The organism is Chloracidobacterium sp., from assembly GCA_016716305.1.
Lineage (GTDB): Bacteria > Acidobacteriota > Blastocatellia > Pyrinomonadales > Pyrinomonadaceae > OLB17.
In genome coordinates this window covers 2,923,618-2,938,536 of the sequence record JADJWP010000002.1, presented here as the reverse complement: position 1 = coordinate 2,938,536, position 14,919 = coordinate 2,923,618, and the positions used below count along the sequence as shown (strand labels likewise).

Below are 14,919 nucleotides of genomic sequence, written 5' to 3'. Positions count from 1 at the left end.
CGCGCCGCCGCGGTATCAGATCCGTTCTATTTTGCCAGCAGTTCGGCGACGAGCGGCTCTGCCGAATAGATCTTTCGCAATGCTTCAATGATGCCCGCCGAATGCACGCCGACCGCACGCGAACCTTCAGCCTCATCGATATACCAATACCGGTTCGAAAGCTTCTGCAGGTTGCTGTCGAAATTCAGCCCGACGAGTTCGCCGTTGCGATTGATGACCGGTGATCCCGAACTGCCGCCGATCGTATCCGCTGTGTAGACAAAATTCAGCGGCGTAGCCAGGTCTATTTTCGAACGTGCGTTCCTGATACTTGCCGGAAGATCGTAGGGTGGCATCTCGTTGAAGCTCAATGCCCGGTCGTAAAGGCCGAAATATGTGGTCTTGTAAGGCACGAGCGTCGTATCTTCGTCGTATCCTTTTACAACGCCGAACTGCAGACGAAGCTGACCATTGGCGTCGGGCGGTTTTGTCTTGCCATAGGCCGCAAACCGGGCTTGGGCGATCTTGGTTCCGTTCGCCGTCTCGACGCTGCTAATGTTCTTTTCATTCCATGACCGTAATTCCCTGACGACCGGATCTACTCTCCGGGCAAGCATCACCATCGGATCGGTCGATGCTTCGATCGCAGATGCCGGGCCTTCAAGCAGTGCCTTTCGCGATGCCGGATCGGTCAGTTTGGTCTCACGGACCGCCCGCCGGACGACCTCGCTCGGTTCGGCGTCGCCAATGGCTGCCCGGATGAACGGATCGTCCGGCCCCAAAACCTTTAGTGCGTCCTCGAGCCAGGCCGTAAGGGCCGCTTCTTCCATTTCGACATAAACCGGAGCCGGCGAAAGCAATCCGGTACGAAACGCATCGAGACGCGAATCGCGATATTCTGCGTAACGCTGAGCGTTCGGCTTTACGATCTCGGCGTGATAGGTGACAAGCTGCGAAGCGATGGTCGCCAGCCGCGAAGCCGCGAGATTCGAGAATGCCAGCCGGTTTGCCATTGCCGGAAGCTCCTTATAGGCATTGGCGATATTCTCCCAGGCAGGTGCATAAAGCTTGTTGAGCTCGGGGTTTTCTGCAAGCTTGTCGCGAAGTTCCTTTTCTTCCGCCTCTTTGCGGGCAAAATTGCGGGGATTCAGCAGGCCTTCCTGCTGGCCGTCCAGACGCTTTAGCGAATTCGCGAACGAACGCATTCCGGGCGATGCCTGACGCATCTGTTCGGCGCCGAGCTTTGAGTATTTTACCAATGCATTTCTGCGAAGTTCCCAGACCTTCTTTTGAAGCGGATTGCCCACATCGCGCTGATAAGCGAGCTGCGCGACGGTCAGCAAGCGAGCGGTCGATCCCGGATATCCGGAAACGACGATGAACTCGCCGTCCTTCGGGCCGGTCGGCGACCATTTCAGGAAATTCGGCGTCTTTGCGGGCTGTCCGTTCTCGTAAGCACGCAGGAACGTGAAATCGAGGTCGTGGCGCGGATAGGTGAAATTGTCGTAATCGCCGCCGAAGTATGCCGCCTGCTCCTCGGGAGCCATCACGAGCCGGATGTCCGTATATCGCTTGTTGCGGTAGAGCCAGTATTCACCGCCGCTGTAAAGCGAGATGACTATGCAGTTGAGCCCGGTCGACGTGCCGCATTCCTTTTCGATGTTGGCTATCTCTGCCGAGCGTTTCGTTCCTGCTTCGGCATCGGTGGCCGCCGACTTTGCTGCGCCATGAACGCGGTCGGTTACGTTCTCATACGACATCAGCACAACGATCTCGGTGTCCTGCGCCTTCAATTCCTCAGCCTGCGTCCGGGCATAGAAACCAGTCTTCATCAGGTCGCGCTCTTTGGTCGAGAGCTTTGCGATGATCGATGACGCGACGTGATGGTTAGTAGCGATCAAACCGTTCGGAGAGACAAAAGCACCTGACGCACCCGGGAATTTCGGCGACGCGAGCCGCACCTTGTCGAGCCAGTCTTTTGAGGGTTCGAAACCGTACTTCTCTTTCCATTGTTTGAGCGGCGGATTGTCGAACGTCCACATCCCGTCATCAGCGCGGTTTAACGGGACACTGATCAACAGACCCAAAATCAGGAATAGGCCGAGAATTCGTTTCATAATTATCACCTTCTTATTTGAGCGCGATTCTCAATTTCTCCATCGCTCCCTCGAGTATCGTATCTTCGCGTGCGATGCAGATCCGCACATGAGCGTCCCACGTATCCGTGTCGGCAAAGGCCGAACCCGGCGTCATCCCGACGCCCGCGTCACGCATGAGCATTTCGTTAAAGGCGATAGCGTCGTTGTATTGCTGCGGGATCCGCGCCCAAATATAGAATGCCGAGCCTGAGTTGTAGATATCGAAACCAAGCTCGGTCAAACCCTCTGAGAACGCACGGCGTTTCGCGTCGAATTTGTCACGAAGACCGGTGTAATACTCGCCGTCCGCCATGAGCACTTTGCTGAGGGCCGCCTGAAGCGGTGTGGCCGGACAGACATAAATGACGTTCGCGGCGTTATTGATCGGTGCGATCAATTCGCCCTTCCCGAATGCGTAACCAAGACGCCAGCCCGAGATGTTCCACGACTTTGAAAACGAGTTTACGGTGATGGTGCGTTCGCGCATGTCCGGCAGCGATGCGATCGGAGTGTGCGGATTCTCGCCCACCACATAATGCTCATAAACCTCGTCCGAGATGACGAGAAGGTCAAGCTCCTTTGCTACATCGGCGATCGCCTCAAGCTCCGCTTGCGACATTACTTTGCCGCTCGGGTTCGCAGGCGAACACACTATTATCGCCTTGAGGGGAAACTCGTTCCGCCCAACCAGTTCCTTACAGCGGGCAAGCAGGGCGTCGCGTTCAAAACCGAGGTTCGCATCAAGTTCGAAGGTCTCGTTCTTCGCGCCGAATTCTTCCAGGATCCGTCGGTGATAGGGGTAGTATGGCTCGAAGACCAGCGCCGACCTTCCGCGAAGATAGGCCTGAGCGATCCCGATCAGCGCTCCGGTCCCGCCGTTCGTTATCATCAATTCGAAAGGCCTCGCGTCCGCATCGACGTCGATCGCGTTATAACGTGCGATCTTTTCTGCGACCGCTTTTCGCAGGTTGGCGTCGCCTTCGCTGCCGCCATAATGATTCTGGCTGGCTGCGATCACCGCCGCCGCTTCGGCCGCTAATTGCGGATGGATGGGTAATTCCGATTGGCCTTGCACCAAATTGCCGCTTGGCGGAACGAGTCGGGTTATCGCGCGGATATCCGGCTTGACTTTTTTTACTCCGGGTTCTGACATAAGCTTAAAAATAACAGCTTTTCGGTAAGAATTCTAAATGCAGGTCAAGAAAAACATGTTCGCCGACGCCTCGCATCCGCCTTCGCTGCCTTCGGGCCTGATCGGCGGTCATATCCGGCAATTTTGGCGCGACCGTACGGGTTTCCTGACCCGGCAGGCAGCGCTCGGCGATGTCTCGTTTTTCAGAATGGGCGGTCAGCCGGTCTATCTTGTGAACCATCCCGAGTTGATCCGCGACCTGCTCGTGGTCAACGCCGACAAATTCATAAAGGGGCGTGCGCTTCAAAGGGCAAAGGTGCTGCTCGGCGACGGATTGCTGACGAGCGAGAGCGAGTTTCACCTGCGCCAGCGGCGAATGATACAGCCCGCATTTCACCGCGCACGCATCGCCGATTATTCGCGTTCGATGGTCGAATATGCCGAGCGGATGACCGCCGGCTGGACGAGCGGCGAGGTTCGCGACATCGATCGCGAGATGATGCACCTGACGCTTCAGATCGTCGCCCGGACGCTGTTCAGCTCGAACGTGGATGACGACGCGGACGAGATCGGCGAAGCGCTTACCGCTCTGGTCGAATTGTTCAATTTTTTGATGCTGCCTTTCTCAGAGTGGCTCGAGAGGCTCCCGCTGCCTCACTCGCGGCGCTTTAGGAACGCCCGCGATGCGCTTGACCGGATAATGTACTCGATCATCGACGAACGTCGCCGTTCAGGCATCGACAAAGGCGATCTGCTCTCGATGCTCCTTTCCGCGCAGGACGAAGCCGACGGGACGGCGATGACCGACAAACAGGTTCGCGACGAGGTGCTGACGCTATTCCTCGCCGGACACGAGACGACGGCGAATGCGTTGACCTGGACCTGGTATCTTTTGTCGCAGCATCCGGATGCCGCATCTCGGTTACACGCCGAATTGGACTCGGTGCTGGATGGCCGCCCGCCTTCGATCGGCGACCTTCCGGATCTGAAAGTCACCGAGGCGGTGTTGGCAGAATCGATGCGGCTCTATCCGCCGGCGTGGACCTTAGGCAGGCTCGCGATCGCCGAACATGAGATCGGCGGTTACAAGGTCCCGGTAGGTTCGATGGTCATGGCGAGCCAATGGGTGATGCACCGGGACAAGAGGTTTTGGGAAGAGGCTGACCGGTTCAAGCCCGAACGATGGGAATCGCAGAGCGTCAAAGAGGCCGGACAGCGAAATATCTACTTCCCGTTCGGCGGCGGTTCGCGACGATGCATCGGTGAGGGTTTCGCATGGGCCGAAGGTATTTTGCTTATTGCCTCGATCGCCCGCAATTGGAGATTCATTCTCGATCCGAACCAACAGATCGACGTCAGGCCGATGATCACGCTGCGGCCGCGATACGGCATGAGAATGACGATCGAGCGGCGCGATCAGGCCGACGCACCAATATCTTCGGGATAATATATCAATTCGACGATCTGGCCGCCGACGCCTTTCGTGTAGAACGACGAAGTGCCGTCGCGATGTAGCTTTATCGGCCTGCCTTCTTTCGCAGCAGCCGCTTCGAGTTCGGCCATCGTGTCGACGCGCATCCCGATGTGCGGCGGGTGTTTGGAACCCGGCGGCAGCAGAGCCACGCCGAATCCACGCGCGTCGCGTACCATCGCCCAGTCTTCATAGATAGTTTCGACCGTGAAGCCGAGCCGTTTATACTCCTCGACGTCATGTTCCAGATCGTCGCATTTGACGGCGATGTGATCGACGCTGCCGGTAAACCGTAGGTCTTCCATTTATATTCACCTCGACAGGCAATTTTAGCAGACCGGCGAACATCAAAGCCATTGACGATCTACACCTTACTTTGAAATTTGCTAATATCTATCTGCCAATATCGATGCAGCGAAGTTTTATTCTTATAGCCCTGGCGTCCGCAATTTTCTGCGTTTCGCAGACGGCCGCCCAAAAGACCAACGACGTCCTGGCAACGGCCACCGGCGTTACTATCACGCCCGCAAGCCTTTCGGCCGAAGCGAAGCGCTCATACGATGGTATCGCGTCGGCGATCGCAGCCTCGCGTTCGCGGGCATTGTCGTCATATCTCGCCGATCTGCTTTTCGAAACAGAGGCGGCCTCACGCAAGCTGACGGTCGAAGCGCTCGAATCCGAGGTCAAGGCTTCCGTGCCCGAGCCTTCGGCCGAGGCCATTCGGTCTGTTTATGATGCTAATCGGTCGGCTTTAGGTGACCGTCCGCTCGCCGAGGTACGCGGTCGGATCGTCGCGTTCCTTCGAAATGAACCTGAGCAAAAGGCCTTGCAGGATAAGGTCGGGTCGCTTCAGCAAAAGTATTTGCTTTCGATGGGCAAGGACGTAAACTCGCCCGATCTCAAACCGGCTGACATTGTCGCTAAAATTGGCGCCAGGGCGATCACGGCGGGCGAGTTCGAAAAGGAAAAGCGATTTGAACTGAGTGATGCAAAGGCGCATATTTACGAAGATGCCCGAACTGAGATCGAGCTCGCTCTGCTTTCGGCATTGCTTGAGATCGAGGCAAAGGAGCGGAAGACCGATGCGAGCGGCGTGATCGCCGCCGAGGTGACGGATCGGATGCGCGAATTTTCGGACGAAGAACGGATCGATCTCGAATATGGGCTCGAGAAAAAGCTCTTTGCAAAGTACAACGCAAAGGTCCTGCTTGCCGAGCCTCCTCCGTTGGTCGTGAACGTCTCGGCCGATGACGATCCGTCGTTTGGCCCGGCCGATGCACCGGTGACGATAGTGATGTTCAGCGATTTTCAGTGTCCGGCTTGCGCCGCTGCGCACCCGGCCCTCAAGCGTGTGATCGGCGAATACCCCGGAAAAATACGGCTCGTCGTCCGCGATTATCCGCTCGAATCTATCCATGAAAATGCATTCGGTGCGGCGCTGGCAGCAAATGCCGCGAACGCGCAGGGAAAATTCTGGGATTATATCGAATTGTTGTATCGCGATCAGGATTCGCTCGATGCTCGGTCGCTTCGCGGCTTTGCCGAACGAACGGGGCTTGATCTCAAGAAGTTTGACGCGCATATCGCCGATCCGGCCGCTTCCGCCGAGATCCGCAAGGACAGGTCCGACGGCGATTCGTACGGCGTCGCCGGTACGCCGACCATTTTTATGAACGGAGTGAAGGTCCACCGCCTATCCGCTCCGAGTTTTCGCCGCGCCATCGAGCGTGCCCTTGGGAAATAGAATTATGCGATCATTTATGCTTATGATCACTGCATTGCTTGCATTCGGCTGCGGTACAACAAGCAATACGCCGGAACCGAACCGCAATGTCAGCAACGCCGCCGTAAAGACCGCCGCCGTCGTTCCGGCTTTTACATACGATATTGTGAACACATACCCGCATGACCCAGCGGCATTCACGCAAGGCCTGATCTTTCATGAGGGGTTCCTTTATGAAGGCACCGGCGGACAACAGACCGAGAGTAAAAAGGACGATTTCTTTTCTTCGCTTCGCAAGGTCGAGATCACCACCGGCAAGGTCCTCGAACGCCATAGTCTCGCACCGCAGTATTTCGGTGAGGGCATCGCATTGCTCAACGGAAAGATCTATCAGCTGACCTGGCGCGAAGGAACGGCATTCGTTTACGACATCAAAGGCTTCAAACCCATTCAGGAATTTCGATATTCTGGTGAAGGCTGGGGGCTGACCGAAGACGGCACCGACCTTTATATGTCCGACGGAACCCATGTGATCCGCGTCATCGACCCTGAGACGTTCAAGACCAAACGCACGATCGTCGTCAACGACGAACGCGGACGGCCGCTGATGCAGTTGAACGAACTCGAATGGGTGAAAGGCGAGATATGGGCCAACGTCTGGCAGAGCGACGAGATAATGCGTATCGATCCGGCGAACGGTAAGTTGCTTGGCAGGATTGACCTCCGAGACATCGTCGAGAGCGAGACCAAAGAGAATAGGCGTGCCGACGTCCTTAACGGGATCGCCTATGACGAGGCCGGAGATCGCCTGTTCGTGACCGGGAAGATGTGGCGAAGGCTCTTCGAGATCAAGATCAAGCCGAAACAATAAATGACAGCGTTCGAAGAGAGGTTCATGAAGCGGGCGATCGAGCTTGCCCGCCGCGGAATGGAGGCCGATCAGGGCGGCCCGTTCGGCTCGGTGATCGTCAGGAACGGCGAGATAATCGGCGAAGGAAACAACCGCGTCACGTCATCAAACGACCCGACGGCCCACGCCGAGATCGTAGCTATCCGCGAGGCCTGCAGGTCGCTGAACGACTTTCAGCTCGAAGGCTGTATCGTCTATGCCTCGTGCGAGCCCTGCCCGATGTGCCTTGCCGCGATCTACTGGTCGCGTGCCGACCGGATCTATATCGCATGCGACCGTCACGATGCCGCCCGTGCCGGTTTTGACGATGCTTATATCTATGACGAACTTGCCGCGAACCCCGATGTCCGCCGGGTACCGATAGAGCAAAGGCTTCGCGAAGCGGGCGTTGCGGTATTTGACGAATGGATCGCTAAACCCGACAAAGTGGAGTACTGATCAAAATTGTCGAATCAATATATTCTTATCGCGATCGCCTTGCTTGTCGGTGCAGTTTTGCCGCTTCAGGTAGGTGTGAATTCAAAGCTGGCTGATTCGGTCGGCAGTCCGCTCCTTTCGGCGCTTTTGTCTTTTTGCGTCGGGACGCTTGCTCTGCTCACCTATATCATCATCGCTGGTGTCCCGCTGGCGAACGCGGCGGAGGCGCGAAACGCACCGCCGGTCGCCTGGGTCGGCGGTTTGCTCGGAGCGTTCTTTGTGGCCGTTTCGATAATCCTCTTACCAAAGCTCGGCGTCGCAATGACCGTCAGCCTTATCATCGCGGGCCAGATGCTGATGAGCGTTGTAATGGATCACTTTGGGCTGTTGGGCGTGCCGGTCCGCGAGGTGACCTTTGCTCGATTTGGGGGAATTTTGTTGATCACGGCAGGTGTGATCCTTGTCAGGAAGTACTGACAGCGGCTGTCGGGAATATCAGTTCTTCGCGTCCAGAAATGTCCCGATGATCTCGTTCACTTTCCGATGCGTCTCTTCAAGCGAGCCGTTGGCATCGATCACCTTAAAGCGTTTTGGTTCCTTCTCGGCGATCCGCAGGTAAGCTTTGCGGACCTCAGTATAGAATTCGGCCGTTTCGAGATCCATGCGATTGCGTGGACCGCCGTTGCCGTCCCGCGAATTTGTCCGCTGGATCGCCCTTTCGACCGCTATATCAAAGAAAAGAGTAAGGTCAGGTTTTAATCCGCCCGTCGCAAGCTTTATCACGCTGCTGACCGTTTTCTCATCAAAGCCGCGGCCCGCTCCCTGATATGCGAACGTAGCATCAGCGTATCGATCGGATATAACTATCCGGCCCTGTTCCAATGCCGGCTTTACCAATAATTCGACGTGCTGGGCGCGGTCAGCCGCAAAAAGCAGCAACTCGGCGATCGGAGCGACATTTTCTTCGGTCTCAAGAAACGCTTCGCGCAGACGTCGCCCAAGCGGGGTCCCGCCCGGTTCCATCGTGGTGATCACGTCGAGTCCTCGGGCGCGCAGGTCACCCGTGAGCATACGAAGCTGAGTGGACTTGCCGCTTCCGTCAATTCCCTCGAAAGTGATGAATTTACCTTGCAATACCTTACTGTGCTGCTTCTGCCTTTCGCTCCTGTGCGATCGAAGATATGCCGTGCTTGAAGACCAGATAATCCTGTCCGCCGACATCCATCAGCACTGAAAACTTGTCGAAACTCTTTATCCTGCCCGCGAGAGCCGCTCCGTGAAGCAGATTTATGACAACCGTGGAACGCTCTCGCCTGGCCGAATTGAGAAACGCATCCTGTATATTCTGGGCAGCTGGTTTATCCATAAAACCTGTTCTTGATCCTCTTGGTATCAGGGCTAACGGCGATGATTATAACAGATGTGGACTGAAATGATACGTCTCACTCAAAAAAAACCGTAACTTATTCAATTTCGTGCATTTATCGCCGCAAAAAGCGACGCGGCGACCTCCGGATCGTCACCAAACCCCTTGAGCCACACGACGTCCGTTTCGCGTCGAAACCACGTCAATTGCCTCTTTGCATAATTTCGAACGTCCTGTTTCGATCTTTCGATCGCCGATTCGAGTGTCCGTTCGCCACGCAGATACTCGCAAACCCTCCGGTAGCTGTGCGAGCCAAGTGCATTACTATCATCTTTTACGCCCGCCGTTCTGATTTGTTTCACTTCGGTGATGAGGCCGGCTTGATAGTGCCCCTCGGTCCTCCGATCGATCTTTCCGTAAAGTTGTTCACGCGGCGGATCGAGTACAAATAGCCGTATCCGCGAAGCAAATTCGGGCGGTTCGGCGCGTTCCGGCTGTTTTTCCGATATTCGCTGGCCGGTCTGAAAATAGACCTCGAGAGCGCGCATCACGCGTACATAATCGCGCGGAAAAAGCGAGGCCGCAGCCTTCGGATCGACGCGGGCGAGCATCCGGTGCAAATACTCGGCCCCTCGGCGTTCTCTTGCCGATCTCAGTCGTTCTCGGATCTTGATGTCGGTTGGCGGGCTCTCGAAAAGCGGCTGGCGGAGCGTCCGGAGATAAAAGCCCGTGCCGCCTACAAGGATCGGAATTCGCTTCCGCGTTTCGATATCCCCGATCACGGCCGCCGCGTCTCGCGCCCAATCGGCCGCGGTGTAGTTGATGTTCGGATCGACGTAACCGATCAAATGGTGCGGAATGCCCTGCATTTCTTCTTCTGAGGGCTTTGCCGTAGCGATCTCGATGCCTTTATATATCTGGACCGAATCGAAGTTTATTACCTCGCCGCCGACCGCCCTCGCCAGCCGGACACCAAGAGCGGTCTTGCCCGATGCCGTCGGGCCCGAAATAGCATAGATCGGCTTTTTATCAGGTAGAGATTCCACGATCTGACCAGACCACCATTAGACGCGAGACGGTTGCGGGCAATGGTCTTGCGATGAAATAGACTTCGTTCCCCGCCGGTCAGTACAGAAACCTGACCAATGCCGCAACCGCGATCAAACACAAAAAAATGATCGCTCCGATCAATTGCTGCCTCGAAAACCTCATTTGGCTTCGAAAAGAAGTGCCGGGTTCAGCTTGAATTGCAGCATCTTCGCAGTTTCGCGACCTCCATCGCCGCCTTTTCGCTGCATTGTTATGCGGCCTATTCTCAGATTGCCGCTGCGGGTTATCTCGACATTCCCGCCACCAAAGAACCCGATCGCTTCGCTGACCGGTCGCAGGATCCACTGCGTCTTATTCTGCCACTTCATCGCGACCATGAACCACTCGGCTTTGTTCTCACCGTCGCCCTCGATCAGGTCCGCAATGATCGCCGACCTGTTGGCCTCAAAGAACCCGACCACCTGTGCCTGCGTATCCTTGTCGAATTCGTTTAGGAACATTCGGTCCGGGCGGCGCGACCTCCCGACCGGCCTCTCCTCGCCAGAAAATAACCGTAGCGCTTTGACGACAATCGCGGGCATTCCCCACATTGCCGCATACTGCCTGAGCCATCGCTTATCTACCTGGTTAAATCCGGTCGGGCTGCTCACGAGCTTTATGGAGATGCCTTGCTTCGATTCGCCTTTGTTCGTCCGGACGTTGACGATCACATCGGCCTTGTCGCCGTGCGGTTTCTCGGCAGACACGCCCAAGATCGAACCGGCGGCGAACCCCATTGTCTCGAGCCAGGCTCGCGCGTCGGCGTCCGTACGCCAATTATTGAATTTGTCGCGGATCTCGTCCTCATTCCTGAATCCGCCCTTGGCCGTCATCGATCCGCGAACCTCGGCTGCTGCCCCCGTCTGAGCCGCGGCATCGCCGGGAAAGAGATGGGCGAAAAGGAGAAAAAAGAGGACGACTTTGCGCATTTTTGAGATCGACCCAAGCGAACTTGGCAAGCTAACCATTGGTCTTCGCCACAAATTCACCGATGCCGTTGAGGAGCATCTGTACTGCGACCGTTATCAAAAGCATACCCATCAGTCGCTCGATCGCAACCAGACCTTTCTCACCGAGAAATCTTGCAAAATAACTCGAAAAATAGATGATCACCGCCGAAGCGAGCCAGGCAATGAAAACCGCCAATAGCCACTCAGGCCATCGGCCCGGCTCGCGGCTCATGAGCAAAAGGGCGGTCGCCATCGCCGACGGCCCTGCAACATACGGGATCGCGAGCGGTACGATGAAAGGTTCGCCCTCGACATCTTCCTGGAGCGAAGCGTCGCGTCTCGGAAAGATCATCTTTAGCGCGATGATCATTAGAATGATGCCGCCCGCAGTCGTCAAAGCCGTCTCTGAAAGGTGCAGCAGTTGAAGGAGATATTGACCCAGGAACAGAAACGCAACGAGCACGCCGAACGCGATCATCAATTCGCGGACGACCACGAACCGCTGCCGTCCGGCCTCGACCTTTTTCAGCGTGGTCATGAACAGCGGGATATTTCCGAGCGGATCCATCACCAAAAACAAAAGCAGTGCGGCTGAGAGCGTCGTCATGCCGACGATTGTAGCCGAATTTTGATCCGGCGACCATCACGACCCTCTCGTCGCTGACGGCTCAGCGATGCCGGCGGCATTTCACGTCTCAAAGATCTCTTGATCAAGAACGACGGCATTTATCGGGGTGCCGGAGAAATGGTCGTTAACATAGATCCGGTTTCGGCCATTCTTTTTCGCGCAATACAATGCCCGGTCGGCCGCCTTGATCAGGTCGGTCTCTGACGAATCGAGTTTCGGCATCATCGTCGCGATACCGGCGCTCACCGTCAGCGTCGACCCGGTCTCTGAACCGTCGTGCGGGATATTCAGCTGCTTTATGTTGTCGATTCCCTGCTCGGTTATCGTTAACGCTCCTGCCGCATCAGTTCCGCCGAGAATGATCGCAAACTCTTCGCCGCCAAATCGAGCCACAAGGTCGGTCGGGCGTTTGATCGTCTCGGCAAGGCTTTCGGCGACCTTTTGCAGACATTCGTCGCCTGCCTGATGGCCATACGTGTCGTTGTACTGTTTGAAATGATCGATGTCGATAAGGACCAGTGAGATCTCTGTCCTGAAGCGCACGGCGCGATGCCATTCGTCGGAAAGGAAGCTCTCAAAACGGCGGCGGTTCCCGATCTTTGTCAGCCCGTCCGAATTCGCAAGTGTCTTTAAGGCCTCATTGGCTTCGGCGAGTTCCGAGGTCCGCTCGGCTACGAGCCGCTCGAGTTTGCGCTCTCGTGCCTCAAGCTGATGCACGCTTGTCTTCCATACGATCAGCAAAATGATCGCCGCGGCAAAAATGCACGAGAAAACGAACAGCCGGGTCTGATAGAAGTGCGGCTGAAGCTCGATCGCCATTCCGGCTCCCTGTTCGCTCCATACGCCGTCGCTGTTCGCCGCCATGACGCGAAAATTGTAGGTGCCCGGCGGAAGGTACGAGTAATGTGCGGTTCGCCGTGTCCCCGCATCCTTCCAGTCTGCATCGTGGCCCTCGAGCTTGTATTTGAACTTGATCTGGTCGGACTTGATCAGGCTGATGCCCGTAAAGCGTATCTCGATGTCCTTGCTGCCGGGTTCGACGGTCGCACCTGCACGGAACGGCCGACTTTCGCGTTCGATCAGAAGATCTTCGATAACGACCGAAGGCGGGAGCGGATTTGGCCGCTCGACCCGCGGATCGACGATCGCCACGCCGTCCTGCGTCGGGAACCAGAATCGGCCCTCGTGATCACGAAGGCTTGCGGGCTGGCGTCCGCCGTTGCATTCGGTCGATAGCATTCCGTCCTCTTTCCCGTAGCCGACGCTGTTGATCTTGGCCGCCCGGCCTTCGGCGAATGCATTGAGCTCATCCTTGTTCACGCGGTAGATCCCGCGATTCGAACTTATCCAAAAATAACCCGCATCGTCCTCTTCGATCGCAAAGACACCGCTGTTGAACAGGCCGTTCTCCTCGCGAAAGTTCACGAACCGTCCGTCTTTGAAACGGCTCATTCCCTCGTCGTAAGTTCCGATCCAGAGCGTACCGTCGGAATCCTCGTAAATGGTCCTGACGTAGTTTCCGGTCAGTCCGTTGCGGGTCGTGTAATTGACGAATGTCCCGTTCTCGAACTTGCTCAGCCCTCCGTAGCCGCCGAACCAAAGTCCTCCTTTCGAATCCTCGAAAATGAACGTCATGAATTCGTTCGGCAACCCTTCGCCGGTCGCATAGCGAGCAGTTATTTGATAGTTGTTAAATCGCAGCAGCCCTTTGTTCGTCGCCGCCCAAACGTTGCCTGAACGGTCGCCCCTTATCGCGAACACGTGCGATCCGTCAAGGAGTATTTCTGCCTTCCCGTTTTCGATGGTGAATATTCCGCCGTTGAGGCCGGCCCAGATCTTTCCCTTCGGATCCTGCCAAAGTGATTGGACCGACATTTTGCCTGCGCGCCACGTCCGATTCACCGGCGTTCCGGGTTCAGGCGGCTGCATCTCGACAGGCTCGAATTTGCCGTTTCGCCAGATGCTCAGACCCTTGGTCGATCCGATCCAGATATTTCCGTCGCGATCGCGCATCATCGGATATATCTCTGAATGATCGATGCCATCTTTTGTCGAGAAGCCTTGAATGATCTGCTTTCGCCGCCGGCTCAGGCCCTTGTCGGTCGCAAGCCAGACGTTGCCCTCGCGGTCACGAAAGATGCTGTGAACCGATGTGCTCGCGAGCCCGTGTTCGGTTCCCCAGACATATGTCCTTTCGTCGCGTATCTGGACGAGGCCAACGCCCGGATTAGATGAACCGCCGCTCATCGCCCAGATGCTGCCGTCGGCCTCTTCCCAAAATTTGTGATAGACGACGTTCGCCGGCAGGCCGTCAGCCTCGCCAAAGGTTCGGATGCCTTCTCTGGTTATCCGGTGTATTCGGTTCTCGCCGACCCACAATGCGCCTGTCGAATCGACGAACGTACTGACGCTGCCCATTTTGTCAGCAAGATCCATCGCGATCGACGATTCGGATCCGTCGCTGGTCCGCGTAATGCCTTCGGCGTTCAATTTCCAGACCGTTCCGTCGGGCCCCGTGGCCGTTCGCGTCGGCTCAGCCTTTACCTGCTTTTCGATATAACGAAACTGGCCTTCAGCCAACTCGTACCAGCTTTTTGAAGTGCGGTCGTCGTCCTCTACGAGGAACCGAAGCTTTCCGTCGGCGTCCTTTTCGATCCGGTCAATGTAATGACCGGGGATCTGATCGGACGTGTAGGACGAGAAAACGCCTTCTCGGACGATGGTCAATATCCCATCTTCCATCGTCGTCGCATAAAGCGTTCCGTCCGTGTCGCTGAAGACGTGGGTAAATCGATTGTTGATTATCCCTTTGGTATTGCTTTTGTTGAACGTGGTGAACTGCACTCCGTCAAATCGTACCAGCCCGTCAAAGGTCGTAAACCAGAGGTAGCCGTCCGGAGTCTGTGTGATCCGACGTACGCCATTCTGCGGCAGGCCGTTATCGGTCGACCATGTGTCAAACCGGTAGTGTTCGCGCGCCCTGGCTGAATCTGCCAAAACGAAAAGCAGACAAACACTGATCAAGATGAGCTTGGGGAAATTCATCAGTGAGGATTCGGGAAGGTAGGTAACCCCAACGGGTCTAATCAATTAAACAATGTTTGTGGTGCTGGCGT

The 14,919-nt window shown here is 56.2% G+C and carries 14 protein-coding genes; 5 read left to right on the top strand and 9 right to left on the bottom strand.

Annotation, left to right across the window (positions count from 1 at the left end; all coding sequences use genetic code 11):
- Positions 1–26: 26 nt before the first annotated feature.
- Both IPM28_15390 and IPM28_15385 read right to left on the bottom strand, forming a co-directional pair.
- The gene (locus IPM28_15390) at positions 27–2,096 is read right to left on the bottom strand and encodes a S46 family peptidase (GenBank protein ID MBK9174366.1); all 2,070 of its coding nucleotides are present in this window, start codon (positions 2,094–2,096) and stop codon (positions 27–29) included.
- A gap of 13 nt (positions 2,097–2,109) precedes the next feature.
- Positions 2,110–3,270 (bottom strand): pyridoxal phosphate-dependent aminotransferase, encoded by a 1,161-nt coding sequence (locus tag IPM28_15385; protein ID MBK9174365.1) that lies wholly within the window; start codon positions 3,268–3,270, stop codon positions 2,110–2,112.
- A 55-nt stretch (positions 3,271–3,325) separates the two neighbouring features.
- Between IPM28_15385 and IPM28_15380 the strand changes: the two genes are divergently transcribed.
- On the top strand, positions 3,326–4,696 hold the full coding sequence (locus IPM28_15380) for a cytochrome P450 (GenBank protein MBK9174364.1): 1,371 nt from the start codon (positions 3,326–3,328) through the stop codon (positions 4,694–4,696).
- Here the strand turns inward: IPM28_15380 and IPM28_15375 are convergent.
- Positions 4,666–5,025, bottom strand: a complete 360-nt coding sequence (locus IPM28_15375) for a VOC family protein (protein ID MBK9174363.1) — start codon at positions 5,023–5,025, stop codon at positions 4,666–4,668. The two genes, IPM28_15380 and IPM28_15375, sit on opposite strands and share 31 nt — an antisense overlap.
- Before the next feature lie 104 nt (positions 5,026–5,129).
- On the opposite strand from IPM28_15375, the gene IPM28_15370 reads away from it, so the two are divergent.
- Genes IPM28_15370 through IPM28_15355 form a run of 4 tightly spaced genes read left to right on the top strand, consistent with a single transcriptional unit; the run spans position 5,130 to position 8,247 of the window.
- A complete protein-coding gene (locus tag IPM28_15370) occupies positions 5,130–6,464 on the top strand; it encodes a thioredoxin domain-containing protein (protein MBK9174362.1) in 1,335 nt (444 codons plus the stop codon).
- 22 nt (positions 6,465–6,486) lie between these two features.
- The gene (locus IPM28_15365; GenBank protein ID MBK9174361.1) at positions 6,487–7,314 is read left to right on the top strand and encodes a glutaminyl-peptide cyclotransferase; all 828 of its coding nucleotides are present in this window, start codon (positions 6,487–6,489) and stop codon (positions 7,312–7,314) included.
- The gene (locus IPM28_15360) at positions 7,315–7,791 is read left to right on the top strand and encodes a nucleoside deaminase (GenBank protein MBK9174360.1); all 477 of its coding nucleotides are present in this window, start codon (positions 7,315–7,317) and stop codon (positions 7,789–7,791) included. It abuts the gene before it with no gap.
- 6 nt (positions 7,792–7,797) lie between these two features.
- Positions 7,798–8,247: a DMT family transporter gene (locus IPM28_15355; GenBank protein ID MBK9174359.1), complete on the top strand. Its 450-nt coding sequence runs from the start codon at positions 7,798–7,800 to the stop codon at positions 8,245–8,247.
- A gap of 18 nt (positions 8,248–8,265) precedes the next feature.
- On the opposite strand, the gene tmk is transcribed toward IPM28_15355, so the two are convergent.
- From tmk to IPM28_15325, 6 genes are all read right to left on the bottom strand, one after another.
- Complete coding sequence (tmk, locus tag IPM28_15350; GenBank protein MBK9174358.1) at positions 8,266–8,991, bottom strand: dTMP kinase; 726 nt, start codon at positions 8,989–8,991, stop codon at positions 8,266–8,268.
- Positions 8,909–9,136 (bottom strand): RNA chaperone Hfq, encoded by a 228-nt coding sequence (gene hfq, locus IPM28_15345; GenBank protein ID MBK9174357.1) that lies wholly within the window; start codon positions 9,134–9,136, stop codon positions 8,909–8,911. The genes tmk and hfq overlap by 83 nt, the downstream gene beginning before the upstream one ends.
- Before the next feature lie 101 nt (positions 9,137–9,237).
- Complete coding sequence (miaA, locus tag IPM28_15340) at positions 9,238–10,182, bottom strand: tRNA (adenosine(37)-N6)-dimethylallyltransferase MiaA (protein MBK9174356.1); 945 nt, start codon at positions 10,180–10,182, stop codon at positions 9,238–9,240.
- Between the two features lie 162 nt (positions 10,183–10,344).
- Entirely contained in the window at positions 10,345–11,193 is an 849-nt protein-coding gene (locus tag IPM28_15335; protein ID MBK9174355.1) for a type II restriction endonuclease, read from the bottom strand.
- Positions 11,186–11,782 carry an NAAT family transporter gene (locus IPM28_15330; GenBank protein MBK9174354.1) on the bottom strand — a complete coding sequence of 199 codons (597 nt, stop codon included), beginning with the start codon at positions 11,780–11,782 and terminating at the stop codon, positions 11,186–11,188. The genes IPM28_15335 and IPM28_15330 overlap by 8 nt, the downstream gene beginning before the upstream one ends.
- Before the next feature lie 81 nt (positions 11,783–11,863).
- Positions 11,864–14,848, bottom strand: a complete 2,985-nt coding sequence (locus IPM28_15325) for a diguanylate cyclase (protein MBK9174353.1) — start codon at positions 14,846–14,848, stop codon at positions 11,864–11,866.
- Between the last annotated feature and the right edge of the window lie 71 nt (positions 14,849–14,919).

What these genes read in the sequence shown, in the direction of transcription:
- IPM28_15390 (MBK9174366.1), bottom strand. Translation starts at nt 2,096, where the DNA reads ATGAAACGAATTCTCGGCCTATTCCTGATTTTGGGTCTGTTGATCAGT.
- IPM28_15385 (MBK9174365.1), bottom strand. Translation starts at nt 3,270, where the DNA reads ATGTCAGAACCCGGAGTAAAAAAAGTCAAGCCGGATATCCGCGCGATA.
- IPM28_15380 (MBK9174364.1), top strand. Translation starts at nt 3,326, where the DNA reads ATGTTCGCCGACGCCTCGCATCCGCCTTCGCTGCCTTCGGGCCTGATC.
- IPM28_15375 (MBK9174363.1), bottom strand. Translation starts at nt 5,025, where the DNA reads ATGGAAGACCTACGGTTTACCGGCAGCGTCGATCACATCGCCGTCAAA.
- IPM28_15370 (MBK9174362.1), top strand. Translation starts at nt 5,130, where the DNA reads ATGCAGCGAAGTTTTATTCTTATAGCCCTGGCGTCCGCAATTTTCTGC.
- IPM28_15365 (MBK9174361.1), top strand. Translation starts at nt 6,487, where the DNA reads ATGATCACTGCATTGCTTGCATTCGGCTGCGGTACAACAAGCAATACG.
- IPM28_15360 (MBK9174360.1), top strand. Translation starts at nt 7,315, where the DNA reads ATGACAGCGTTCGAAGAGAGGTTCATGAAGCGGGCGATCGAGCTTGCC.
- tmk (MBK9174358.1), bottom strand. Translation starts at nt 8,991, where the DNA reads ATGTCGGCGGACAGGATTATCTGGTCTTCAAGCACGGCATATCTTCGA.
- hfq (MBK9174357.1), bottom strand. Translation starts at nt 9,136, where the DNA reads ATGGATAAACCAGCTGCCCAGAATATACAGGATGCGTTTCTCAATTCG.
- IPM28_15335 (MBK9174355.1), bottom strand. Translation starts at nt 11,193, where the DNA reads ATGGTTAGCTTGCCAAGTTCGCTTGGGTCGATCTCAAAAATGCGCAAA.
- IPM28_15330 (MBK9174354.1), bottom strand. Translation starts at nt 11,782, where the DNA reads ATGACGACGCTCTCAGCCGCACTGCTTTTGTTTTTGGTGATGGATCCG.
- IPM28_15325 (MBK9174353.1), bottom strand. Translation starts at nt 14,848, where the DNA reads ATGAATTTCCCCAAGCTCATCTTGATCAGTGTTTGTCTGCTTTTCGTT.